22 protein-coding genes are annotated in these 24,063 nt (G+C 61.0%); 15 read left to right on the top strand and 7 right to left on the bottom strand.

The genetic code is table 11. The features are described 5' to 3' along the window. Nucleotides 1-86 precede the first annotated feature (86 nt). Nucleotides 87-896 carry a 4-hydroxy-tetrahydrodipicolinate reductase gene (dapB, locus tag ACR0KS_RS10530; RefSeq protein ID WP_170563968.1) on the top strand — a complete coding sequence of 270 codons (810 nt, stop codon included), beginning with the start codon at nucleotides 87-89 and terminating at the stop codon, nucleotides 894-896. 109 nt (nucleotides 897-1,005) lie between these two features. Further along, nucleotides 1,006-2,106, top strand: coding sequence for an NADase-type glycan-binding domain-containing protein (locus ACR0KS_RS10525; RefSeq protein WP_170563965.1), 1,101 nt, complete (start codon nucleotides 1,006-1,008; stop codon nucleotides 2,104-2,106). A 32-nt stretch (nucleotides 2,107-2,138) separates the two neighbouring features. Here the strand turns inward: ACR0KS_RS10525 and ACR0KS_RS10520 are convergent, their stop codons facing one another. Genes ACR0KS_RS10520 through tmpA form a run of 3 tightly spaced genes read right to left on the bottom strand, consistent with a single transcriptional unit; the run spans nucleotide 2,139 to nucleotide 4,527 of the window. Then, nucleotides 2,139-2,807, bottom strand: coding sequence for an ureidoglycolate lyase (locus ACR0KS_RS10520; protein ID WP_170563962.1), 669 nt, complete (start codon nucleotides 2,805-2,807; stop codon nucleotides 2,139-2,141). Beyond that, nucleotides 2,804-3,394, bottom strand: a complete 591-nt coding sequence (tmpB, locus tag ACR0KS_RS10515) for a (R)-1-hydroxy-2-trimethylaminoethylphosphonate oxygenase (protein WP_170412081.1) — start codon at nucleotides 3,392-3,394, stop codon at nucleotides 2,804-2,806. The genes ACR0KS_RS10520 and tmpB overlap by 4 nt, the downstream gene beginning before the upstream one ends. Beyond that, nucleotides 3,391-4,527, bottom strand: a complete 1,137-nt coding sequence (tmpA, locus tag ACR0KS_RS10510; protein ID WP_170563959.1) for a 2-trimethylaminoethylphosphonate dioxygenase — start codon at nucleotides 4,525-4,527, stop codon at nucleotides 3,391-3,393. The genes tmpB and tmpA overlap by 4 nt, the downstream gene beginning before the upstream one ends. 99 nt (nucleotides 4,528-4,626) lie before the next feature. Between tmpA and ACR0KS_RS10505 the strand changes: the two genes are divergently transcribed. Next, a complete protein-coding gene (locus ACR0KS_RS10505; RefSeq protein WP_170387660.1) occupies nucleotides 4,627-5,481 on the top strand; it encodes a LysR family transcriptional regulator in 855 nt (284 codons plus the stop codon). Between the two features lie 4 nt (nucleotides 5,482-5,485). Here the strand turns inward: ACR0KS_RS10505 and ACR0KS_RS10500 are convergent, their stop codons facing one another. Next, the gene (locus ACR0KS_RS10500; protein WP_170563956.1) at nucleotides 5,486-5,668 is read right to left on the bottom strand and encodes a DUF1674 domain-containing protein; all 183 of its coding nucleotides are present in this window, start codon (nucleotides 5,666-5,668) and stop codon (nucleotides 5,486-5,488) included. Nucleotides 5,669-5,756: 88 nt separating this feature from the next. Here ACR0KS_RS10500 and ACR0KS_RS10495 point away from each other — a divergent pair, with 88 nt between their 5' ends. From ACR0KS_RS10495 to ACR0KS_RS10465, 7 genes are all read left to right on the top strand, one after another. Continuing rightward, nucleotides 5,757-7,013 carry a transcription antitermination factor NusB gene (locus ACR0KS_RS10495; protein ID WP_170563953.1) on the top strand — a complete coding sequence of 419 codons (1,257 nt, stop codon included), beginning with the start codon at nucleotides 5,757-5,759 and terminating at the stop codon, nucleotides 7,011-7,013. A gap of 90 nt (nucleotides 7,014-7,103) precedes the next feature. Further along, complete coding sequence (locus tag ACR0KS_RS10490; protein WP_480693195.1) at nucleotides 7,104-8,843, top strand: heparinase II/III family protein; 1,740 nt, start codon at nucleotides 7,104-7,106, stop codon at nucleotides 8,841-8,843. A gap of 22 nt (nucleotides 8,844-8,865) precedes the next feature. Further along, on the top strand, nucleotides 8,866-10,455 hold the full coding sequence (gene purH / locus ACR0KS_RS10485; RefSeq protein ID WP_170412067.1) for a bifunctional phosphoribosylaminoimidazolecarboxamide formyltransferase/IMP cyclohydrolase: 1,590 nt from the start codon (nucleotides 8,866-8,868) through the stop codon (nucleotides 10,453-10,455). After that, nucleotides 10,455-10,925, top strand: coding sequence for a signal peptidase II (gene lspA / locus ACR0KS_RS10480; RefSeq protein ID WP_170563950.1), 471 nt, complete (start codon nucleotides 10,455-10,457; stop codon nucleotides 10,923-10,925). The genes purH and lspA overlap by 1 nt, the downstream gene beginning before the upstream one ends. Before the next feature lie 50 nt (nucleotides 10,926-10,975). Then, entirely contained in the window at nucleotides 10,976-11,494 is a 519-nt protein-coding gene (locus tag ACR0KS_RS10475; RefSeq protein ID WP_170387650.1) for a DUF3035 domain-containing protein, read from the top strand. Nucleotides 11,495-11,576: 82 nt separating this feature from the next. Beyond that, entirely contained in the window at nucleotides 11,577-12,917 is a 1,341-nt protein-coding gene (locus ACR0KS_RS10470) for a M16 family metallopeptidase (protein WP_170563947.1), read from the top strand. Beyond that, nucleotides 12,914-14,224 (top strand): M16 family metallopeptidase, encoded by a 1,311-nt coding sequence (locus ACR0KS_RS10465; protein WP_170563944.1) that lies wholly within the window; start codon nucleotides 12,914-12,916, stop codon nucleotides 14,222-14,224. Before ACR0KS_RS10470 ends, ACR0KS_RS10465 begins: the two co-directional genes overlap by 4 nt. A 55-nt stretch (nucleotides 14,225-14,279) precedes the next feature. Here the strand turns inward: ACR0KS_RS10465 and ACR0KS_RS10460 are convergent, their stop codons facing one another. Genes ACR0KS_RS10460 through deoC form a run of 3 tightly spaced genes read right to left on the bottom strand, consistent with a single transcriptional unit; the run spans nucleotide 14,280 to nucleotide 17,832 of the window. Then, nucleotides 14,280-14,441 carry an SDR family oxidoreductase gene (locus ACR0KS_RS10460; RefSeq protein ID WP_480693193.1) on the bottom strand — a complete coding sequence of 54 codons (162 nt, stop codon included), beginning with the start codon at nucleotides 14,439-14,441 and terminating at the stop codon, nucleotides 14,280-14,282. Between the two features lie 48 nt (nucleotides 14,442-14,489). After that, nucleotides 14,490-16,823, bottom strand: a complete 2,334-nt coding sequence (locus ACR0KS_RS10455) for an aldehyde dehydrogenase family protein (protein WP_170563941.1) — start codon at nucleotides 16,821-16,823, stop codon at nucleotides 14,490-14,492. 10 nt (nucleotides 16,824-16,833) lie between these two features. Next, nucleotides 16,834-17,832 carry a deoxyribose-phosphate aldolase gene (gene deoC, locus ACR0KS_RS10450; RefSeq protein ID WP_170563939.1) on the bottom strand — a complete coding sequence of 333 codons (999 nt, stop codon included), beginning with the start codon at nucleotides 17,830-17,832 and terminating at the stop codon, nucleotides 16,834-16,836. A 199-nt stretch (nucleotides 17,833-18,031) separates the two neighbouring features. On the opposite strand from deoC, the gene ACR0KS_RS10445 reads away from it, so the two are divergent. The 5 genes from ACR0KS_RS10445 to mutL all read left to right on the top strand — a co-directional run bounded on the left by ACR0KS_RS10445 (nucleotide 18,032) and on the right by mutL (nucleotide 24,055). Continuing rightward, nucleotides 18,032-18,985 (top strand): metal ABC transporter solute-binding protein, Zn/Mn family, encoded by a 954-nt coding sequence (locus ACR0KS_RS10445; RefSeq protein WP_170563936.1) that lies wholly within the window; start codon nucleotides 18,032-18,034, stop codon nucleotides 18,983-18,985. Between the two features lie 3 nt (nucleotides 18,986-18,988). Then, complete coding sequence (locus ACR0KS_RS10440; RefSeq protein WP_170564775.1) at nucleotides 18,989-19,792, top strand: metal ABC transporter ATP-binding protein; 804 nt, start codon at nucleotides 18,989-18,991, stop codon at nucleotides 19,790-19,792. 2 nt (nucleotides 19,793-19,794) lie between these two features. After that, nucleotides 19,795-21,000 (top strand): metal ABC transporter permease, encoded by a 1,206-nt coding sequence (locus ACR0KS_RS10435; protein WP_170563933.1) that lies wholly within the window; start codon nucleotides 19,795-19,797, stop codon nucleotides 20,998-21,000. Continuing rightward, on the top strand, nucleotides 20,997-21,926 hold the full coding sequence (locus ACR0KS_RS10430) for a metal ABC transporter permease (RefSeq protein WP_170563929.1): 930 nt from the start codon (nucleotides 20,997-20,999) through the stop codon (nucleotides 21,924-21,926). The genes ACR0KS_RS10435 and ACR0KS_RS10430 overlap by 4 nt, the downstream gene beginning before the upstream one ends. A gap of 278 nt (nucleotides 21,927-22,204) precedes the next feature. Continuing rightward, the gene (gene mutL / locus ACR0KS_RS10425; protein WP_170563926.1) at nucleotides 22,205-24,055 is read left to right on the top strand and encodes a DNA mismatch repair endonuclease MutL; all 1,851 of its coding nucleotides are present in this window, start codon (nucleotides 22,205-22,207) and stop codon (nucleotides 24,053-24,055) included. Nucleotides 24,056-24,063 lie beyond the last annotated feature (8 nt).

The raw sequence follows: 24,063 nt of genomic DNA, 5'->3' as shown, positions 1-24,063 counted from the left end.
TCGATCTAAGCCCAAATCCGGCCTTTGCCAAGCGGCCCCGAACCGGGTAGGAGGCTTTGAGCCGACAGAAACAGGGAAAGAACGCCATGACCCATATTCCGGGGATCGTCATCACAGGGGCTTCGGGCCGAATGGGTCAGATGCTGATCAAGACCGTGACGGACAGCGATCAGGCGCGTCTGGTCGGCGTGGTCGAGCGTAAGGGCCATGACTGGATCGGTCAGGACGTGGGCACCGCTATGGGCGGGCAGGCGCTGGGTGTCACTGTCACGAATGATCCGCTTGAGGCATTTGCACAGGCGCAGGCCGTCATCGACTTTACCGCGCCCGAAGCGACGTTGGAATTTGCTGCGCTGGCGGCGCAGGCCCGTTGCGTCCATGTGATCGGCACCACGGGGATGACGGACGAACAGATCGCCGCGCTGGAGCCTGCCGCACGCCACGCTGTGATTGTTCGGGCGGGCAACATGAGCCTCGGGGTGAACCTGCTGGTGCAACTGACCAAAAAGGTCGCGGCCGCGCTGGACGAGGATTTCGATATCGAGGTGATCGAAGGCCATCACCACCACAAGGTCGATGCCCCTTCGGGCACGGCTTTGATGCTGGGTGAGGCCGCCGCCGAAGGGCGTGGTGTCAATCTGGCCGACGTATCTGACCGAGCCCGTGATGGGATCACCGGTGCGCGCAAGCGTGGGGATATCGGGTTCCACGCCATCCGTGGTGGCGACATTGTTGGTGAACATGACGTCCTGTTCGCCGCCCCCGGCGAGCGCATCGTCCTGCGCCACCTCGCCACCGACCGCGCCATCTTTGCCCGAGGCGCGCTGAAGGCGGCGCTTTGGGGGCAGGGGAAGGCTCCGGGGCAGTATGACATGGTGGATGTACTGGGGCTTTAACCCCACACAACCAAAGGATTTTATCAATTTGGCTTTACCTTCTTCCGATACTCGGCCAAACCCGAGTTGCTATGTAGAGAGTTAGAGTGATTTGGTCAGAACTGTCGCAATGGCGTTTGTGCTTGCGGTGATCGCAGGTGGCGCCCGGGCGGATGAAACTACTCAGCCGCAGGTGGCTTGCACGGTGGAAGGGTGCAAGGAAATTTCGCTGCAAAAACCGCGCTACAGCGATGCCAGCGCTTTCTCGGTGCAGCAGGTCTGGGGCGTAGTGGACGAGATCCTGTCCGTGTCGGGGCTGTTGCCGAATTTCCAGGTTGTGGAGACCTACGAGGTTGGCAACGCCGCTGCGGTTATCCTGGGCGAAGAACGGTTTCTTGCCTTCAATCCCGATTGGCTGGCGCAATACGAGGCTGACCCGAATGCGTACTGGCAGCTTTATGGTGTCATAGCGCATGAGGTTGGTCACCACCTACAGGGCCATACCATCACGGAAGGCGGCTCACGTCCTCCGACCGAACTTGAGGCGGATGAGTATGCCGGCTTCGTGCTGGCCGCGCTGGGCGCGACCCTGATAGAGGCGCAGTCTCTCTGGGCGACGTTGCCACCAGAAGGGTCGTCCACCCACCCGCCACAACACCAGCGTCTTGCGGCGGTCGAACGCGGATGGATGCGCCGCAAGGGGCAGGCACCGGCCGACACGACCCCGGCTGTTCAGCCCCCCGAGCCAGCAGCACCGCCGCCGCCCCGCTGGGCCATGGGAAGTTGTACCGGTGTCGCGGTTCTCGGGAGCTGGGCAGACCTGTGTTTCAGTTCGGTTCTGGCAGCTCAGGGCAGCAACAGATATGGCCCTTCATCCGCAACGGACGGAGATCATCAAACCGCCTGGGCCGAAGGCGCGTCGGGCCAAGGCGTCGGCGAAGCCTTTGTGCTGGTCTTCGACGAGCCAACCCAAGTAGACACCTGGAGCCTACGCAACGGCTACGCCAAGTCGCAAAAGTCATTTTCACGCAATAGCCGGGTGCGGAAACTGCGGCTGACGTTCTCTGATGGTCGTCAGACATTCTTCACGCTGGATGACACACCCGACTGGCAGAGCACTTCGGCGCTGGCCAAATACGGACCTGTTTCGTGGATCTTGTTCGAGATCACGGATGTCTACCCTGGTACCCACTACGAGGACACGGCGATAACCGAGCTGAACTTCGACTGAATTCGGTCGACAGGAAGCTCTGTGGTCGAACCCTAAAGCGACTTGATCTTGTCCGTGCGAAGTGGGCAGGCGAGGTAAACCCCGAATTCCTTTCCGATATCCGCGCTGACCCGCGCATGAACTGCGCCCTGTCTGTCAAGGAACCGCTGGTTGTCCTCCACGGGGAAAATCCCTTCGTGCCAGATGCCGGGATGGATATAAAGCCCGCGCGAACCGTCGCACCAGAATGCCACAACCTTGTCTGGCGTCAGGTTATCGCCGGGTAGGGCCGCAGGAACGATAAAGGGCTTGTTGTCCAGCGGCCAGAACATCTGCCCCCCGTCCGGGTGGTAGTTCATATGCCACAGCAACACCTGATCACGCCGAGCAGTCTGGCTGTCCGCCTGTGCCTGCTGCGGGTCCGTTGACCAGCCGAGAACATAGTGACCGCCCACCGCTTCGTTCTTGCCGTAGAGCACGTCGCCCTTCCACTCGCCGCTGAACGTGCCTTCGACCCAGCCGCCTTCGTCACCCGTCCCTTCGTCGATGGGACGCCAGCCCTGTTGCGGCCAGCGGGTGATTTCGATCTCGAACCCCTCGGGATCATCGACCAGGCAGCCATAGCCCTTGACCGACTCGTCGGTGGCGCGGATCAGAGGGACTTCGTGCCAGGGTAGCGAGGGCTTGGAGCTGGCTTCAAAAATGTATTCCGGGGCGTTCATGCGACCTCCATATGCTTGTCGACCATGCGCTGCACCATCGGCGCAAAATGGGAAAAATCGGGTGTTTCCATGTCTGGCCGCTTGCCGGCCTCGTCCAGATACCGGACCTGAACGATCTCTTTCAGGTTTGGATTGGCTTCAAATTCGGCGACTTCCTCGGCGCTCATCGGTCCGCCCTGCAATTCCAGAGTGTGAACGGAGGCGTCGGACAGACGGTTGAAATAGTCCGGCTTTGTGGCGCATAGATACCGCTTGGCGGCAACGTGGTAACGGCAGCAATCGGTGATGACCGAGGGAAAGAACTGCTCCAGCACCTCTGCGCCTGCATCCTCGTGGTGGCGGTCTTCGGTGTCGTCAGGATGATAGGTGCCGAACTCGGACGTGAAATGGCCGATGTCATGCAGCAACGCCCCGACGATGATTTCTTCGGCCATGCCGTTCTGTTCGGCAATCGTCGCGCCCTGAAGCATATGCTCGGCCATCGTGACGGGTTCGCCCAAATACTCTTCGCCGCCCCGACGCGTGAAGATATCGCCGATGAACGCGACGATATTATCGCGGTTCAGGGTTGAGAAATCCGGTTTCATTCCGCTGCCTCCTGTTGTCCCATGTCCATTGCCGCCAAGGTCGACAGCAGGCCGTCCTTGTCCGCGTAGCAGCCCTGCAACCAACGCGACCCCGCCCCAGAATATCCCAGCCGCGCATGAAGGACGCGGGTATTGTCGACGATAAAGCTCTCGCCGGGTTCCAGCTTGAACGACACGCCCATCGCAGGATCGTCGATGATCGCACCCAGTTGGCGGTAGGCGGTGTAATACGCTTCCATCTTGTCGAACGGGACATCTACCAGAGGCGCGGTCGAGCGGTTGTTGAAACGGATGCCGATCAGCTCTCCGTCCGGCGACAGCTCGATCATGGGTCGGCGTGAGCGTAGGCAAACTCCGTCGGAACCTACGTATTCAAACCGAGCCGGGTAGCCCGCCAGCAATGCAAACCCTTCGGGATTTTCGCTGTTAAGCCGTTCTGCCGCCCGGAACCCGTCCACCACGATCGAATCCCCGCCTTCTGCGCTGTTTTCGAGGCAGTAGAGAATTTGAAGTGTCGGCACAGGATCGCGATAGGGGTTGTCGGTATGCGCCTGAAGCCCAAGGCCGGTAAAGGCCAGGTTTGTCGGGTTCACTTCGGTCCGAACCTCGAAATATGGGCCGTAGTTGGTTTCACGCACATATCCAAACAGTTCCGCCACTTTGAGCAGCGACTCAGGCTCGGTCGGGCCTGCGGTCAATTTGGCAAACCCATATTCGGCGACAGAGGCCAGCCAGTCGCGCTTGATCGCGGGGTCGGTGTGCACCTCGGTCCAGTCTGCGCTGGGCGCTGCCATGCCGCGCTCCCAAGTCGTCAGGTCTGGGGAAATGCGCCCAAAAGCACCTTTACGGTCCCGGTCATAACTGTGGGTGGCAAGCCAGTTGGCCGGAAAAGAGACGGTTTTATCCTCGGGTTGGAACGTGACCTGAAGATCGCCGTTTGCAATTTCGGCAGCGCTGACCGAGGTCTCGGCCGGTATGTCTCCTATGGTGATCAGGCGCTGGCCATTGCCGGTCGCGCGCGTTTCTGGATCAAGGGCATTGTCGCGCAGCCAGATGGCATGAAAACGCGATCTGGTCCCGTCGGCAAATTCAACGGTCACGACGGAAGGATCATGGGTGACGGAGCGCAGCATGGGGTCTCTCCTGTTCGGCGCGGTCTCTGGTTGAGCAGATACGCCTGTTATGGCATTACCACAATTAATCCTTATTTCTACTGAGGGTTGGAAAATCTTATGTCTAAGAAAAAGATCGGATTGCCGCCGTTGGACTGGCTGCGCGTGTTCGAGGCAGCCGGACGACTGGGCGGGTTCTCAGCCGCAGCGCGCGAGTTCGGATTGACGCAGGCGGCTGTCAGTCAGCGCATCGGGAACCTTGAGGCGTGGTTGGGTCGGACATTGTTCGTACGCGAAGCGCGCGGTGTGTCGCTGACGGTTGAGGGGGAAAGCTATCTGCCCTTGGTTCAGGAAAGCCTTCAGGCGTTAGAGCGAAATACCGAAGATCTTTTCGGAAAATCGCCACGCGAATTGCGCGTGGCGGGTTTATCCTCGCATATTTACGCCTTGGTATTGCCGCGTATTCCAGGTTTTCTGGAAATGCGCCCCAAGGTCCGGGTGTTGACGGATTCAATGGCCCGCAGGTCTTCGCTGAATGAAGAAAAGACCTGGTTGCAGATCCGGTACGGCAAAGGGGCTTGGCCGGGGCGCGAAGCGGCGTTGATCGCGCAAGAAGTGCTGGTTCCCATGGCCGCGCCCGGTGTTGAATGGGGTGCCCCCCTTGTCGATCAGCGCGGTGAAAGACCGGGATGGCGCGACTGGGCGCGGAAAGCCGGAGTGGAAGACCTGCCGCCAATGCCGGTGAGCTTTGATTCAATGGGCCACGCCATTGTCGCTGCGCGGCAGGGAATGGGGGTTGTTCTGGGCTCTGTCCCATTGGCCCGGGGCAACCTGCAGAACGGTCAGCTATGCCGGTTGGACTTGCCGGAGCTTGAAACCAGAGACGGGTATTGGCTGACCTGGCCAGAGGATCGGTTAAAGTCAAAAAAGCAACGCGCCCTCATCGGGGATTTTCTGGAAGCGCTGCGCGGCTAGGCTATCAAAAGTCGATCGCGATGCCTTTCTTTTCCCAATCGCCATAACGCGCCGGATCGGGGCCGTCGCGCCCGCCCAGTTCCTTTGGCATCTCTTTTGCCTTGGCCTCGGCCTTGCGACGGCGTTCTTCGGCTTCGGCCAAAGCGCGCTGGGCGGCAGGGGGCAGGTCTTTGCTGTCGTCGCTCATGACATCGGGTTCCTTTCCGTGCTTGGGCTTGATATACGCCCCCGTCCCCGCTTGGCAATGCAAGCGCGGCGTATCGAAAGGCGATTCCATGTCCGACAACGCTACGGCAGCGCGACGCAGCGCGATCTATCTGCTGGATCAGATCCTTGGAGAAGGACGGCTTCTGCCCGAGTGTCTGGCCGCCGGTGCACTGGACCGATTGGGCCCAGAAGACCGCGCGCGGGCGCAGCGCCTGACGCTGGAAACCCTACGCGGATTAGAGCGGGCCGACCGTCTGCTGGACAATCACCTGAACCGGACGCCTGCACTGACGGTCCATAACGCCTTGCGTCTTGGCGCGGTTGAGCTGTGCCACGGTGAGGCGGCGCATGGTGTCGTCAATTCCATGGTCGAAATCGTGGGCCGCTCGCGCAAGCACGGCCGCCTCAAGGGGCTGGTGAACGCCGTTCTGCGCAAAGTGGCCGCCGAAGGGCCGGACGCCTGGCCAAAGATGCGAGTGCCGCGCCTGCCCGAATGGTTGCGCGATCCGCTTGTCATGGCTTGGGGTGCCGAGGCGGTGGCAGGCATGGAAAAGGCACATTTCGACGGCGCTCCGCTGGATATATCCGCCAAGCCCGATGTCGCTGGGCCGGGCGAGGCCTTGCCGACCGGATCGCGTCGGGTGCGTGATGCGGGTCAGGTCTCGGCGCTGCCGGGATATGATCGCGGCGACTGGTGGGTGCAGGACGCGGCGGCGGCGCTGCCGGTTCGCGTGCTGGCACCCAAACCGGGCGAGAAAATACTGGACCTGTGTGCCGCACCGGGCGGCAAGACTTTGCAGTTGGCCGCAGAAGCGGCCGAAGTCACGGCGCTGGATATCTCGGAGTCGCGGCTCGAGCGTGTGCGGGAAAACCTTGCGCGGACCGGGCTGAAGGCCACAGTCATCGCCGGGGATGCGTTGGAGCATCAGGGCCAATACGATGCCATTCTGTTGGATGCCCCGTGTTCTGCCACGGGCACCATTCGGCGGCACCCTGATTTGCCCTTTGCCAAGGACGGATCGGAATTCGGCGGGTTGATCGAGCTTCAGGCCCAGATGCTGGCACATGCCTGGACCCTGCTGAAACCGGGCGGGCGGTTGGTGTATTGCACGTGTTCCCTGTTGCCCGACGAGGGTGAGGTTCAGATCGAAGAGGCGTTGCCCCAATATCCCGACATGCAGGTCGATCGCGAGGCCGTCATGGTGGCTGGGGTCGAAAAAGACTGGATCACTGAGGAAGGCGGCCTGCGTCTGCGTCCTGATTCCTGGGCGGATCGCGGTGGAATGGATGGGTTCTATATCGCCAGCCTGAACAAATCGGCATAGGTCGACGCTTTTCGGTGACTTGACGGGCGGGGCGGTCTATCGTTGGGTCTCAGGCGCCAGCAGAGCGCAAGAGGCAGAGTAACGAGCGGCATGTCGAACTCAGATACCATGGCCAATCGATGGACGCGGTTTCAGAACCGTATTTACGCGCGGTTTAGTCAGCGGCGTAAAGCCGTCGCCGGGTTTGTGGGTGAGCCCGAGCCGCGCACGGTGGGCTCATTCGCACGCGGTCGGCAGCTTGTGGCGGGAAACCTGCTGTTCGCCGGATTTCTGGTCGAGGCGCAGGATACCGGCCTGTGGGACGTGACTGCGCCAAGTACCGGTTTCGATGGCGAACGCCACGGGTTTGCATGGTTGGATGATCTGGCCGCCGTCGGGGATATGCGGGCGCGCGAAAAGGCGCAACGGTGGATCTGGGGTTGGATTGACGCGCATGGTCGCGGTCAGGGGCCGGGCTGGGCACCGGACCTGACAGGTCGACGCGTTTTACGTTGGATCAACCATTCGGCGTTTCTGCTGCGCGGAATGGACGAAAAGCAGACCAGAGCGTTCTTTCGCTCTCTGGCGCAGCAATCGTGGTTCTTATCCAAACGATGGCGGGCCGCGACACCCGGGCTTCCTCGGTTCGAGGCATTGGCGGGGCTGGTGCAAGCGGGGCTGGCGCTGCAGGGTCTAGAGCAGATGGCTGATCCGGCCCTTCGTGCCCTTGCGCGAGAGTGCGAAAAGCAGATTGATCAAAAGGGCGGTATATCGACGCGAAACCCCGAAGAATTGCTGGAAGTGTTTACGTTGCTTGCCTGGACATCGGCTGCGCTCAGCGAATTGGGCCGGGGCACGCCAGCAGCACAGGCCGACGCGATCAAACGGATCGCGCCGACCTTGCGAAATCTACGACATTCGGACGGCGCGTTGGCGCGGTTTCATGGGGGCGGTCGCGGGTTGGAAGGGCGACTGGATCAAGCGTTGGCCCAAAGCGGGGTTCGGCCGCAACATGCGGACGGGCTGACGATGGGGTTCGCCAGGCTGTACGCGGCGCGGACCAGCGTGATCGTCGATGCCAGCCCGCCTCCGAAAGGGGCTGCGTCCTACAACGCACATGCGTCGACATTGGCGTTTGAAATGACGTCCGGTCGGCGGCCGCTGATCGTAAATTGCGGAGCGGGTGAGAGTTTTGGTCTTGAATGGCGTCGGGCCGGGCGCGCTACGCCGTCTCATTCGACTTTGTGTCTGGACGGCTATTCCAGCGCCCGTTTGACGGACCCGGTCGCGGGGACCGAAAAAGAGGCGCTGGTTGACGCGCCGCAGGACGTGCCGGTCGAGTTCGAGGACGCTTTTGAAGGCAGGCGGTTCATGGCAGGGCACGATGGCTATGCCAAGGTTTTCGGGCTGACTCATGCGCGCACGTTCGAGTTGCGCTTTGACGGGCGTGAATTGACGGGCGAAGACATCCTGCTGACCGCGACCGACAAGGCCAAGCGTCAATTCAACAAGGCGATGGATGCCTCGAAACTCCAGGGAATCGAGTTTGACGTAAGGTTTCATCTGCATCCTGATGTGGATGCGGCCATTGATCTGGGTGGTGCGGCGGTGTCGATGGCCCTCAAGAGCGGTGAAATTTGGGTGTTCCGCCACGACGGGGTTTCTAAATTATCTGTTGAACCAAGCGTTTACCTTGAGAAAGGGCGTCTGAAGCCACGCGCGACAAAACAGATCGTTCTATCTGGTCGCGCGATGGAGTATGCGACGCGCATCCAGTGGACGTTTAGCAAGGCGCAGGATACAGCCTATGCCGTGCGCGACGTGCACCGGGACGAGCCCGTATTCGACTGACGCCAAAAGGACCTTTGGACCCATGACCGATCTTCACCCCGTGCGCCGCGCGTTGCTTTCCGTTTCCGACAAGACAGGGCTGATTGACCTGGGAAAGGCGCTGGCCGAGCGCGGGGTCGAGCTGTTGTCGACCGGCGGAACCGCCAAGGCGCTGCGGGATGCGGGGCTTGAGGTCAAGGATGTCAGCGAGGTTACCGGTTTTCCCGAAATGATGGACGGTCGGGTGAAAACCCTGCATCCGATGGTACATGGCGGGCTGCTGGCGTTGCGCGACAATGACACCCATGTCGCGGCGATGGAGGAACACGGCATTGGCGCGATCGACCTGCTGGTGGTCAACCTCTATCCGTTTGAGGCGACTGTCGCCAAGGGCGCGGGCTATGATGAGTGCATCGAAAACATTGACATCGGCGGCCCGGCGATGATCCGCGCGGCGTCCAAGAACCATGCTTTTGTGAATGTTGTGGTGGATGTCGAAGACTACACGTCGCTGCTGGATCAGCTAGAGGAAAACTACGGCAAGACCTCGCTGGGCTTCCGTCAATGGCTGGCGCAAAAGGCGTATGCCCGAACCGCGGCCTATGATACCGCCGTGTCGAATTGGATGGCCGATGCATTGCAGCTTGAGGCGCCCAAGCGCCGTGCCTTCGCCGGTGAGTTGAAGCAAACTCTGCGCTATGGCGAGAACAGCCACCAACAAGCCGCGTTCTATACGGACGGCACAAACCGCCCCGGCGTGGCGACTGCCGTGCAGCATCAGGGCAAGGAACTGAGCTACAACAACATCAATGACACCGATGCGGCGTTTGAATTGGTGGCCGAGTTTGACCCGGCGAAAGGGGCGGCCTGCGCCATCATCAAACATGCCAACCCGTGTGGCGTTGCCACGGGCGCAACTCTGCTAGAGGCATACAAGTCTGCTTTCGATTGCGACCGCACCTCGGCTTTTGGCGGGATCGTGGCGCTGAATCAGCCTCTGGACGCGGAAACAGCGCAAGAGATCACCGGGATTTTCACTGAGGTGGTGATTGCTCCGGGCGCTTCGGACGAAGCCAAGGCGATCTTCGCCGCCAAGAAGAACCTACGCCTGCTGACGACCGAGGCATTGCCCGATGTGACCGCAGGCGGCAAGACTGTGCGTCAGGTGGCCGGCGGCCTGTTGGTGCAGGATAAGGACAACGGCTTTGTCGGCATGGACGACCTGAAGGTTGTGACCAAGAAGGCCCCGACCGAGGAACAGATGCGCGATCTTCTGTTCGCGTGGAAAGTCGCCAAGCATGTCAAATCCAACGCCATCGTCTACGTCAAGGATGGCGCGACCGTGGGTGTGGGCGCAGGCCAGATGAGCCGCGTGGACTCGGCCCTGATCGCGGCCAAGAAAGCTGAACGCATGGCCGACGTGCTGGGCTTGGCCCAGCCGCTGACCATCGGCTCGGCCGTGGCGTCGGATGCGTTCTTCCCCTTCCCAGACGGGTTGATGGAGGCGGCAGAGGCTGGCGCGACCTGCGTGATCCAGCCCGGCGGCTCGATGCGCGATGACGAGGTGATCGCAGCGGCGGACGAGGCCGGTCTTGCGATGGTCTTCACCGGCATGCGCCATTTCCGCCACTGATGGGGTATCGTCTACTGCTCTGGGCCGCGCTAGGCGCGATTGCGATCGACCAGATCAGCAAGTATCTGGTCGTGCATGTCATGCGCGTGGCCGAGGGCAGTATCGATGTTCTGCCGCCCCTGCTGGTGTTCAAGTACGGCGAGAATCGGGGTATCAATTTCGGGTTGTTCCAAGGGGACAGCGACGCTTCTCGGTGGGTGCTGATTGGCGTTTCACTGGTGATTTCCGTCGCCGTTCTGATCTGGTTGCTGCGCTCTGCCCCTTCGCGAATAGTGCTGCTGTCCGGCGGGCTTCTGATTGGAGGCGCGTTGGGAAATGTCATTGACCGTGTTCTCTACGGCTATGTTCTGGATTTTCTGAACATGTCCTGCTGCGGTATCGATAATCCCTTTGTGTTCAACCTTGCAGATGTCTTCATTTTTGCAGGAGCGATCGGTTTGATGCTGTTCGAGGGCAAAAAGCACTCGTGACGCGCCCGGGGAAATGCGATAAAAGCCCCTCAAACAGGCTGGAGACTTTGATGCGGTTGCCGCGTTCCATTATTGCAGTGACATTGGCCGTTGCCACGGCGGGATGTTCCGATATCGGCTTGCGCCATCTTGAGGCGCCGGGCCCGGGGCCGGATGAATTCTCGGTCTTGCCGGTCAAGCCGCTGACGCAGCCAAAAGACTACCAGTTTCTGCCAGCCCCGACACCCGGGGGTGGCAATCTGACGGACCCGACGCCCAACGCGGATGCGGTCGTGGCGCTGGGCGGTAGTGCCGCGGCGTTGAACCCGAACACGCCTATCCCGTCGACTGACGCGGCGCTTGTGACCGCCTCGAGCCGTTATGGTGTGCCGTCGAACACACGGCAGGTCGTTGAATCCGAAGACGCCGCGTTCCGCAAGAAGCAGGGTCGCTGGACCCGGTTGCGCCTGTTCAAGGTGGACCGTTACTCGCAGATATATCGCCGCGAAGCCCTTGATGCCGATCTTCAGAACGAAGCTGCGCGGCGTGCGGGTATAGAAACGCCTTCCTCGCCACCGGTCGATGAATAATCCTTAACTTTTCGTCATCGGCCTTGAACCCGCGCCGCACCACCGTAGTTTGAACATCACAAAACGAAACGGAGGATGCCCTATGGTTCGGGCCTTGGCATTGTCGGCCGCCCTGATCGCCGCCACACCGGTTTTTGCCGAAGATGGCCTTGAGGCGGTCACCACTTTCACGCTGGACAACGGCATGGATGTCGTCGTGGTTGAAGATCACCGCGCCCCGGTGGTGCAGCATATGGTCTGGTATCGCGCAGGGTCAGCTGACGAGCCCGTAGGCTCGTCTGGCGTCGCCCATTTTCTGGAACATTTGCTGTTCAAGGGTACGGATACGCTGGCTCCGGGTGAGTTTTCTACAACCGTCGCTGCCAATGGCGGCAATGACAACGCGTTCACGTCGTATGACTATACCGCCTATTTTCAGCGTGTTGCAGCCGACAGGCTGGAATTGATGATGCAGATGGAAGCGGACCGGATGCGCAACATCCGCCTGTCTGACGAAGATATCCGCACCGAGCGTGACGTGATCCTTGAAGAACGCAACCAGCGCACCGAAAACAACCCGCGTGCCCTGTTTGGCGAACAGATGAACGCCGCGCAGTATCTGAACCACCGTTACGGCGTTCCGATCATCGGCTGGCGGCATGAGATGGAAACGCTGGACATGGAGGACGCGCTGTCCTTCTACCAGACCCACTATGCGCCCAACAACGCGATCCTTGTGGTCACTGGTGATGTGCAGCCTGACGAGGTCAAGGCGCTGGCGGACCAGTATTATGGCGTGATCCCCGCCAACCCGGACCTGCCCGAACGGGTTCGGTCTCAGGAACCACCGCAAACCGCTGAACGTCGCCTGACCTACAAAGACCCGCGCGTGTCGCAGCCTTATGTTCAGCGCAGCTACCTCGCGCCCGAGCGTGACCCCGGCGCGCAGGAAAAAGCGGCTGCGCTGTTCTTGCTGGCAGAATTGCTGGGCGGTGGAAACACGGCCTATTTGAACGAAAAGCTGCAGTTCGAGCAGCAGAAAGCCGTTTATACAGCCGCTTTCTATCGCGGCGTGTCACTGGACGATACAACCTTTGACCTGCTGATCGTACCCGCGCAGGGGGTGTCCTTGCAGGAAGCAGAGGATGCGATGGATCAGGCCGTGGCTGACTTTATTGCCGAAGGTGTGAACCAAGAGGATCTGGACCGGATCAAGATGCAGCTTCGCGCCTCGCAAACTTATGCGCGCGACAACGTGGATGGCATTGGCAACCGGTATGGCCGTGCCCTGACCAGCGGGTTGACGGTCGAGGATGTGCAGGCGTGGCCCGATATCCTTCAGGCCGTGACCGGAGACGAGATCATCGCCGCGGCCCGCGAAGTGTTCCAGCCCGAGACTTCTGTAACCGGTTGGCTGATGCGTGACGACGAGGTGACGCAATGAAACGGATTTTCGCAACCCTGATCGCATTTGTCATCGCATTGCCCGCATGGGCCGAGATCGAGATTCAGGAGGTCACCTCACCCGGCGGGATCAAGGCTTGGCTGGTCGAAGATCACTCGATCCCCTTCACCGCGCTGGAACTGCGCTTTCGGGGGGGTACGTCTCTGGATGATCCTGACAAGCGCGGGGCCACATATCTGATGAGCGGCCTGATCGAGGAAGGGGCCGGGGACATGGACGCCCGCACCTATGCGCGCGAATTGGAATCGTTGGCGGCTTCGTTCAGATATAACGCAAGCGACGACACGGTTTCGGTTTCAGCTCAGTTTCTGACTGAAAACCGGGATGACGTGATTGATCTGCTGCACACCACGCTCCACGAACCTCGGTTCGACCAGGATGCCGTCGATCGTGTCAGGGCGCAGGTCCTGTCGGGTCTGCGTTCGGACCAGACAGACCCAAATGACATCGCTGGGCGCAATTTTGCGCGTATGGCCTATGGGGATCACCCTTACGGGTCCGAGGGGAAAGGCACCATTGACAGTGTGACCGCCCTGACCCGGGATGACGTTGCCACCGCTTTTGCGAACGTGTTTGCAAAGGACCGGCTGTATGTAGGTGCCGTAGGGGACATAACGGCCGAGGAGCTTGGTGTTCTACTGGATAAACTGCTGGCCGATCTGCCCGAGACCGGAAAGCCAATTCCTGACCGTGCCGACGTTACTATTCCCGGCGGTGTCAGCGTCGTTGAGTTTGACACCCCGCAGTCCGTTGCCCTGTTCGGGCATGCAGGCATTGATCGCGACGATCCCGACTTCTTTGCTGCATTTGTTCTGAACCACATTCTGGGTGGTGGTGGATTTGGAAGCCGCCTGATGCAGGAAGTGAGAGAAAAGCGTGGGCTGACCTATGGCGTGGCGACCTATCTCGTGCCCAAGGACCTGGCCTCGGTCTATCTGGGGTCGGTGTCGTCCGCGAATGATCGCATCGCCGAGGCGGTCGATGTGATCCGAAACGAATGGGCACGCGCGGCGTCCGAAGGGGTGACTCAGAAAGAGCTGGATGATGCCAAGACCTATCTGACCGGGGCGTATCCGCTGCGGTTTGACGGGAACGGCCAGATTGCCAGCATCATGGTCGGGATGCAGATGGACGACCTGCCGATTGACTACATCTCGACCCGCAACGACAAGGTAAACGCGGTGACGCTGCAAGACGTGAACCGCGTGGCCAGTGAATTGCTTGATCCCGAAGGGCTGCATTTCACCGTTGTCGGCAAGCCTGAAGGTCTGGAAACGACGAACTGATGCAAACGGGGCTGAGTGTCGCTCAGCCCTTTTTCCCTGCGGCACCGCGCAGCATCTATCCGAACTTTCCCGACCCGCGCTGATAAAGTGCGCCATCCACGGATAGGACAGTCCCGCTGATATAGCTGGCCATGTCCGAGCTGAGAAGCAGGCAGGCACTTGCCACGTCCTGAACGGTGCCCCATCGTCCAATGGGGACATCGACGCCCCATTCCATGGACAGGGTGCGGGTGATCTGATCAACGCCTGCCTTTAGGCGGGAGCCCTATTCTCCGAAGGGCACCCAGATGTTCTTGACCTCGGTCGCAGCCTGAAGGAACCGGCGCGTATGGTCCACGCTCCAATCGGTTGCCTTGGCGTTGTTGACCCACGTGCGTTTGAGGTTTCCGGCCGAGACGACCTCGATCTCTTTTGACAGGTCCGTGGATGAGAACGACCAGACCGCATCCACGTTCAGATGAGATGCCAGCGGTTTCGCCAGTTCCGCATGGCTGCCGGTCAGGATGTTGACCACGCCTGCGGGCACGTCCGAGGTTTCAAGGATCTGGTAGAAATCCGTTGCAGCCAGCGGGTAAGGCTCGGACGCGGCCAGCACCACCCGGTTGCCCATCGCGATCGCCGGGGCCATGGCTGACACCAGACCCAGCAATGGTGCCTCATCCGCGCAAAGCGCGCCGATCACGCCCACGGGTTCCTTCATCGCAATGGCCACGCCCCGGATCGGGACACCGTGCACCTGACCGTCATACTTGTCGGCCCATGCTGCGGCAGTAAACAGGCGCTGAATCGAGGCCTCAACCTCAGACGCGCCGGTCTTGCCGCCCGTCATGGCGTCGATCCGCGCGGCGAATTCATCCGCTCGGGCCGAGAGGTTTTCGCCAATATAATACAGGATCTGCGCCCTGAGGTGGCCCGTGGTCTTGGACCAGCCTTTTGCACCCGCCGCGGCCTCGACCGCGTTGCGTACGTCCTTGCGGTTCGCCAGACCCACATGCCCCAACAGGCCGGATTTGCCCCAAATGGGATTGGAATAGCCGCCATCGGGCCGCGCCTGCTTGCCGCCGACATACATTTTTGCGGTGCGGTCGATTGGATCCACTGGCGCGCCTTCGCCGGTGGCGGCGTCAAGTTTCGTCAGCGCCTTGGTCTTGCCCTTGGGCTTGGTATAGGCGGTCAGACCCTCCCAGCCGCCTTCGCGCCCGAACCCGCTTTCGCGCACGCCGCCAAACCCGGCGGCGGCGTCAAACAGGTTGGTGGCATTCACCCAGACCACGCCTGCAACCAGTTTTGGCGCGATGTCCAGCGCGAGGTTCACGTTCTCGGTCCAGACCGTCGCGGCCAGCCCGTAACGGGTGTTATTGGCCAGCTCGACCGCCTCGGACGGGGTGCGGAAGGTGGACGACACCAGAACCGGGCCAAAGATTTCCTCCTGCATCAGCGGATCGGATGTCTCCAGCCCCGAGATCAGCGTCGGCGGGTAGTAGCAGCCATTCTCGGGCAGCGCGCAGTCGGCTTGGTAGAGGTCGCCTGCGGTGTTGCTTTCGACCATTCCCTTGATGGTCTGCAACTGAACCGGGTCCACGACCGCGCCGACGTCGATGCATTTATCCAGCGGGTCGCCAATGCGCAGGTTGTCCATCCGCGCGCGCAGTTTGGCATGGAAGCGATCAGCAATCCCTTCCTGCACCAGAAGACGCGAGCCTGCACAGCAGACCTGCCCCTGATTGAACCAGATCGCGTCAACCAGCCCTTCGATGGCTGAATCAATATCGGCGTCGTCAAAGACGATGTATGCGGATTTGCCGCCCAGCTCTAACGTCAGTTCCTTGCCCGAGCCTGCTGTGGCTTCGCGGATGCGCCGCCCCACGACGGTCGAGCCGGTAAAGGCGATCTTGTCCACATCCGAGGCCACGATCATCTCGCCCACCGCACCGTCGCCGGTGACGATATTGACCACGCCCTTGGGCAGCCCGGCTTGCGAACAGATATCGGCAAACAGCAGCGCGGTTAGCGAGGTATATTCGGCCGGTTTCAAAACCACCGTGTTCCCCATCGCCAAGGCCGGGGCCACTTTCCACGCCAGCATCAACAGGGGGAAGTTCCACGGAATGATCTGACCGCACACACCCAAGGCCTGCGCGTCGGGCAGCTCGCTCTCCATCAACTGGGCCATGCCTGCGTGGTAGTAGAAATGCCGCTGGACCAGAGGGATGTCGATGTCGCGCGATTCCCGGATCGGCTTGCCGTTATCGAGGCTTTCCAGCACCGCGAACAGGCGCGAATGTTTCTGCAACAGCCGCGCAATGGCATAGAGGTATCGTGCACGGCCAGCACCGCCCAGTTTCTCCCACTTTGGCTGGGCTTTGCGGGCGGCGGACACAGCGGCGTCCACGTCACCCTGTTTGGCTTGGGTCAGTTTGGCCAGAACCTCTCCGGTCGCCGGGTTGCGGCTTTCAAAGCCTTTGCCCGGCTTGGTGAAGGCACCGTCAATGTAGTGGCCGAATTTGCCGCCCTGATCGACCAGCCATGCCAACGCCTCGGCAGCGCTTTCGGGGGCGGGTCCGTAATCCATGGTCTCGAAGATTTCTTTGACTGTCATTGTTCTTTCCTCAGCCCATGGAGTGTCTGTAGCCGGCCGAATACGCGCCGGTGACATGGTGTTCCAACTGTCGTTCAATATCGCCCAGCAGCGACGATGCGCCAAAGCGGAACAGGTCCGGCTCCAGCCAGCGGTCGCCCAGCTCGTCCTTGATCAGCGACAGGTAGACCAGAGCGTCCTTCGCCTTGGAAATCCCGCCCGCAGGTTTGTAACCGACGCGATAGCCGGTGCGGTCATAGTAATCGCGGATCGCTCGGACCATCACGAGGGTGACGGGCAGAGTGGCGTTGACGCTTTCTTTACCAGTCGACGTCTTGATGAAATCCGCTCCTGCCATCATGCACACGACCGAGGCGCGGGCGACGTTGCGCAGGCTACCCAGCTCTCCGGTCGCGAGTATGGCTTTGACGTGGGCATCACCGCAGGCGGTTCGGAACGCCTTCATCTCATCATACAAAGCCTGCCAATCGCCCGACAGGACGTGGCGGCGAGAGATGACGATGTCGATTTCCTCGGCCCCTGCTTTAACGCTTTCCTCAATCTCGGCCACGCGCAGGTGAAATGGCGACAGTCCCGCCGGAAACCCGGTTGAGACGGCGGCGACCGGGATGCCGGTGCCTTTCAGCGCATCTACGGCGGTTTCGACCATATCGTGATAGACGCAGACGGCCCCGGTTGTGATCGGCGGCATGTCCATCGCTTGCAACAGCGCGGGTGCGACCGGCTGACGGGCCTTGGCGCACAAACGGCGCACACGGCCAACCGTATCGTCACCGGACAGCGTCGTCAGGTCGATCATCGTGATCGCCTTCAACAGCCACGCGGCCTGATAGTCTTTCTTGACCGACCGTCGACCTGGCAGGGTGGCGGCGCGGCGTTCAATAGCCGAGGTGTTGGCTTGAACACTGCGCACCCAGTCCAGATCAAGGTCCATTCCGGGAATTCTGGGTTCGGTCACTTGCGGCAGATGCGCGGTGCGCACTGGGCTGTCTGAGCTCTGCGTATCCATCTTCACATCCTTTGGGAATTTCGGGCCAAATTCGCACGGGTTGCGCCTAAATGAAAGGCAAACTGGCCTCTCGCAGGTAACTTTTTTGACCAAATGGACAAATTTAGGCGCTTTCTTGCGAATAATTCGCAATAGCGTTGACTTAGTTGCGAATGGTTCGCATATTCATTCTCAAGGGGATACCAAATCGGGGTCTTACATGATTCGTCGCACCTTTCTTGCAGCGTTGGCGTTTGCCGCTGCACTGCCATTAACGGCTTGGGCCGAAGCACCGCTGAAAGTGGTCGCCACAACCGGTATGATCGCTGATGCAGCGCGTCAGATCGGCGGCGATCAGGTTGAGGTCAAGGGTCTGATGGGTCCCGGTGTGGACCCGCACGCCTATCGGCAGACCCGCAGTGACATTGTTGCCATGACACGGGCCGATCTGATCCTGTGGCACGGGCTGTATCTTGAGGCGCAGATGGAAGATTTCTTTCACGATCTTGGCCGCAAACGTCCTGTCGTGGCGGTTGCAGAGGGCGTTGAAAAGTCCAAGCTGCGCGCGCATGACGACTATGCCGACAAATTCGACCCTCACCTGTGGATGAGCCCAGCCCTGTGGCGTGACGTAGTGATCGAGGTTCAGGCGGCGCTGACCGAGGCGCGACCCGAGGCCGAAGACATCTTTGCCGCCAATGCTCAGGTGCATCTGGCCGAGGTTTCCCAGCTTGAAGGCTATGCTGCCGAGGCTCTTGCCTCGGTTCCCGAAAACAATCGCGTTCTGGTGACGGCCCACGACGCGTTCGGCTATTTCGGTGCTGAATATGGCTATGAGGTGATGGGTATTCAGGGGATCTCGACCCAGTCCGAGGCGGGTCTGAACCGGATCGGTGAACTGGTCGACACGCTTGTGGATCAACAGCTTACGGCGGTATTCGTCGAAAGCTCGGTTTCTGACAGGTCGATGCGCGCTCTGATTGAAGGTGCTGCTGCAAAGGGTCATGAGGTTGGCGTTGGCGGCGAGCTATACTCGGACGCTATGGGCGAGCCGGGAACCTACGAAGGCACCTATGTCGGGATGCTGGATCACAACATCACCGTGATTGCCGGGGCGCTGGGCGCGGATGTGCCTGACCGCGGCATGAACGGAAAGCTGTCGGCGGGGTTTTGAGTGATGCTCGAGCTGGCGGCTGAACAAGGTCTTTCAATATCAGAGCACGGCCTTGACCAAAGCCCTCTGGCTGTTCGTGGCCTGACGGTCTCATACGGTCAGAAGCCGGCGGTGTTTTCGGTAGACATGACTGTGCAGCCGGGTGCTATGACCGCCATTATCGGGCCGAACGGCGCGGGGAAATCGACACTGCTAAAGGCGGCTTTGGGTATTGTCTCACCGCTGTCGGGTCAGGTCACGGTGTTCGGCAAGCCGCTGGACAAACAGCGCGAACGGATCGCCTATGTCCCGCAGCGGGCCAGTGTCGACTGGGATTTTCCGACCCGTGTGATTGACGTGGTCCTGATGGGTTTGTCGCGACAACTCGGCCTGTTGGGGCGGATCAGGGCACGTCATATGTCGCGTGCGATGGACTGTCTGCAGCGTGTCGGCATGCGTGACTTTGCGGATCGCCAGATCGGTCAGTTGTCGGGAGGGCAGCAGCAGCGCGTCTTTCTGGCTCGTGCCTTGGCACAGGATGCCGATCTCTATTTGCTGGATGAGCCTTTTGCAGGCGTTGACGCGGCCACGGAAAAGGCGATCATCGCCGTGCTGAAATCGTTGAGAGAGGCCGGCAAGACAGTCGTCACCGTGCATCACGATCTGGCGACCGTCACCGATTATTTCGACCACGTCTTCCTGATCAACACGCGCAAAGTGGCCGAAGGCCCGGTAGCCGAGGCGTTCACCGCCGAAACCCTGCAATCGGCGTATGGAGGCCGTCTGGCCACCGCTCAGATCGACCAGATCTCACGCGCGCTGGGGTAAACATGATTTGGGATGCCCTGACCCTGCAGCTTGGCTATAACGCCACGCTGGTCGCTGTCGGTGCGACTTTGTTGGGAATCTCTGCGGGGGTTACCGGAACTTTTCTGTTTCTACGCAAGCGCGCTTTGGTCAGCGATGCGATCAGCCATGCGACCCTGCCGGGCGTGTGTCTGGCTTTTATGGTTCTGGTCGCGCTTGGGGGCGACGGTCGCAACCTGATTGGCCTTTTGGTCGGGTCGGCTCTGTCCGCCGGGGTTGGCCTTCTCTGTATGAATTGGCTGACCCGGTACACGAGGTTGGCTGAGGACGCCGCAATCGGCGCGGTCCTGTCCGTGTTCTTTGGGTTCGGTATCGTCCTGCTGACGGTGATTCAGACGATGGGCGTGGGCCGTCAGGCGGGGCTGGAGGGGTTTCTGCTGGGTTCGACCGCCGGAATGCTGTGGGCCGACGCTCTGATCATAGCCGTCGGAGGGGCAGCGACGCTGGCGCTGGTGTTGATCATTCGCCGTCCCATGACACTGGTGGCGTTCGACGCGGAATATGCTGCGGCGCAAGGGCATGCGGTGCATCGCATTGACCTTGCGATGATGGGGTTGGTCATGGCCGTGACCGTCGTGGGGTTGAAGATTGTCGGGTTGATCCTGATCGTTGCGCTGTTGATCATCCCGCCTGTTGCTGCGCGCTTCTGGACCGAGCGATCAGAGCGTGTTGTGCTGTTGGCCGGGCTGACCGGCGGGCTTTCGGGCTATCTGGGGGCGGCGCTGTCGGCCTCGGCCCCCAACCTGCCAACCGGTCCGATCATCGTTCTGGTCAGTTTCGCCCTGTTTGCCCTGTCCCTGTTGTTCGCACCTGTCAGGGGCGTTCTGGCTGCCGTTCTTCGCCACCTGCGCTTTCAGCGCCAGGTTCACATCCGACAAGGGCTTTTGGCGCTGGCGCAGGGGCAAAAGATATACGAACCGTTGACGCTTCGCCTGTTGCGCAGCGCGGGGCTGGTGCGGGCCGATGGGGTTGCGACAGAGGCGGGCAGGGCGCGCGCTGCAAAAGCGCTGCGCGACGAAAAACGGTGGGAGATCGTCCGCGCGGATCAAGCGCATGAGGCTACGGCGGTGCTGTATGACGGGTTGCGCGACATTGAAACCGTTCTGACACGGGATCAGATCATCGAAATTGACCGTCAGATCGGTGGGCCGCAGGGGGTGAACCCATGAGCGGAGAAGAATTCGTCCCCCTTTCCCTGACGCCGCTTTTGATCGGGACTTTCGCGGCCATCGCTTGTGCCCTGCCGGGCAACTTTCTTGTGCTACGCAAACAAGCGCTGATCGGTGATGCGATCAGCCACGTTGTTCTGCCTGGTATCGTTGTGGCGTTCCTGCTGACCGGAGCAATCTCGACCTGGCCGATGATGCTGGGCGCAGCAGGCGCGGCGATTGTCGCCGTTATGATGATCGAGGCCATACGGCGGTTGGGCCAGATTGAGCCCGGTGCGGCAATGGGGGTTGTCTTCACCACCATGTTTGCGGGCGGGGTGCTGCTGTTGGAGCAAACCGACACCTCGACCGTTCATCTGGACGTCGAACACGCACTGTATGGCAATCTGGAAAGCCTGATCTGGTTGGACGCGGTGGGATGGGCATCCCTGTGGGATATTCAGGCGCTGGCTGGCTTGCCGCCGGAATTGCCCCGCATCGCGCTGACCTTGGCCGGAGTCACCTTGTTTACCTGGCTGTTCTGGCGGCCGCTGAAAATCTCTACCTTTGACGAGGGGTTTGCCCGAACGATCGGCATCAGGACCGGAGCCCTTGGCATGGCGTTGGTGATTGTCGCGGCGATTGCGGCTGTTGCGGCGTTTGATGCGGTAGGCTCGATCATCGTGATCGCAATGTTCATATGCCCTCCTGCGGCGGCGCGCATGATGACCAATCGGCTGGAAACTCAAATCGGGTGGAGCGTGGTTTTCGCGGTGATTTCGGCCGTTGCCGGGTATGTTCTGGCAGGCTACGGACCTTTGTGGCTGGGCGCGACGGATGCGGTCAGCGCGGCCGGAATGATTGCGACCGTATCCGGCCTGATCCTTGCCTTTGCCGCTGTTTGGGGGCCGTGCCGGACACGGACCGGCGCGCCCGGCGCTGCGTGATTCGGCATGATCTTGCTGTGTCAGGATATGGTTTATCGGCTGATCTCCGCCCAAGATATGTCACGGTCCAGAGTTTAAGAGTCACACGCGGTTCTTCGTGCTACGAACCACGTATTGCTAAAGAACGTCCACCACTCACAACGGTTCGTTCGGACAATTGCGACGATGTTCGCCGCCTCTCGCAAACGCGACGCGATTGTCCGAACGCCCCCTCGCCAGAAAATTGACCATCCCAAACATGTGGCAGAATCGTATGCGGCTGTGCTAGCTCTAGGGGTATGGCGCAGGCAAACCACAATATCAGCGAAACGCGACCCGTCATTCGTCAGCTTGACGACGCGGCGATCAATCGTATTGCAGCGGGTGAGGTTGTCGAACGGCCAGCCTCTGCTGTGAAAGAGCTGGTCGAGAACGCGATCGACGCGGGTTCGACACGAATTGCAATAGATATTGCCGACGGCGGCAAGACACTCATTCGCGTCACCGACGATGGGTGCGGTATTTCCGGCGAGGATTTGCCACTGGCGCTGTCTCGCCACGCGACGTCCAAAATCGACGGGTCCGACCTGCTGAACATTCATACTTTTGGGTTCCGGGGCGAGGCGCTGCCGTCGTTGGGCGCGGTAGGGCGGCTAACTATCACCAGCCGCGTAGCGGGGGATGAGGCCGCTTCGATCCATGTCGCGGGCGGCAAGATGGAGGCCGTGAAACCCGCCGCTCTGCGTGCAGGTACGGTGGTTGAACTGCGCGACCTGTTCTTTGCAACGCCCGCGCGTCTGAAATTCATGCGCACCGACCGGGCCGAGGCGCAGGCGATCACCGACACCGTCAAGCGTTTGGCGATGGCCGAGCCTGCGATCACTTTCACCCTGCGCGATGTCTCGGGCGGGGGCGAGGGGCGCGTGACGTTCCGCGCCGACCGCGAGAATGGCGATCTGTTCGATGCGCTGCATGCCCGGCTTGCCCGCGTGATCGGGCGCGAGTTTGCCGAGAACGCCCTGCAAATCGACGCCACGCGCGAGGGGATACGCCTCTATGGGTATGCCGCCTTGCCGACCTATTCGCGGGGCGCGGCGGTGGCGCAGTATCTGTTCGTCAATGGCCGCCCTGTGCGCGACAAGATGCTGACCGGCGCCTTGCGGGCGGCGTATTTCGATTTCCTCAGCCGCGACCGCCACCCGGCGGCGGCGCTGTTCATCGACTGTGACCCGACGCTGGTGGATGTGAATGTCCACCCGGCGAAATCCGAGGTTCGGTTTCGCGATCCGGGCGTGGCGCGGGGGCTGATCGTTTCGGCCTTGCGGCACGCGCTGGCCGAGGCAGGACACCGGGCATCCTCGACCGTGGCCAATGCCACTCTGGGCGCGATGAAGCCCGAACCGGCGCAGCCTGCACCAGCGCGCGTTTACCAGATGGACCGGCCTTCTCAGCTCGCGCGACAGGTGGCATATCAGGCGCAAGCACCGGGGTTTGCCGAACTGTCGCAGGATTACAGTGGCAGCATTGTGGAACCTGCGCCCGTGGTCACAGAAGAGCCTCCGGCGCAGGACTTGCCGTTGGGCGCGGCGCGCGGTCAGGTGCATGAGAACTACATCATTGCCCAAACTGCCGACGGGATGGTGATCGTGGACCAACACGCGGCGCATGAACGTCTGGTCTATGAAAAGCTCAAACGTCAGATGGCTGAAAACGGCGTGGCTGCGCAGGCGCTGCTGATCCCCGAGATCGTGGAACTGTCCGAAAGCGACTGCGCGCGCCTGATGGCCGTGGCCGACGACCTGACACGCCTTGGCCTGACGCTGGAGCCCTTTGGCGGCGGGGCCATCGCTGTGCGCGAAACCCCAGCGATACTGGGCGAAGTCGATGCCCGCGCAATGATCCTGGATATCCTTGATGAGCTGGCCGATCAGGGCGAAAGCCAAACCGTGCAGGCGCGGATCGAGGCGATCCTCAGCCGGGTGGCCTGCCATGGCTCGGTCCGGTCGGGCCGTCGGATGCGGGCCGAGGAGATGAACGCCCTGCTGCGCGAGATGGAGGCGACGCCCCATTCCGGGCAGTGCAACCATGGGCGGCCAACTTATGTGGAACTGAAACTGGCCGATATCGAACGTCTGTTCGGGCGCAGTTGATCCCGCGC

It is taken from the genome of Ruegeria sp. BC7, from assembly GCF_056539165.1.
The sequence above is the reverse complement of the archived record's forward strand: the minus strand, read 5'-3'. Positions and strand labels throughout refer to the sequence as shown.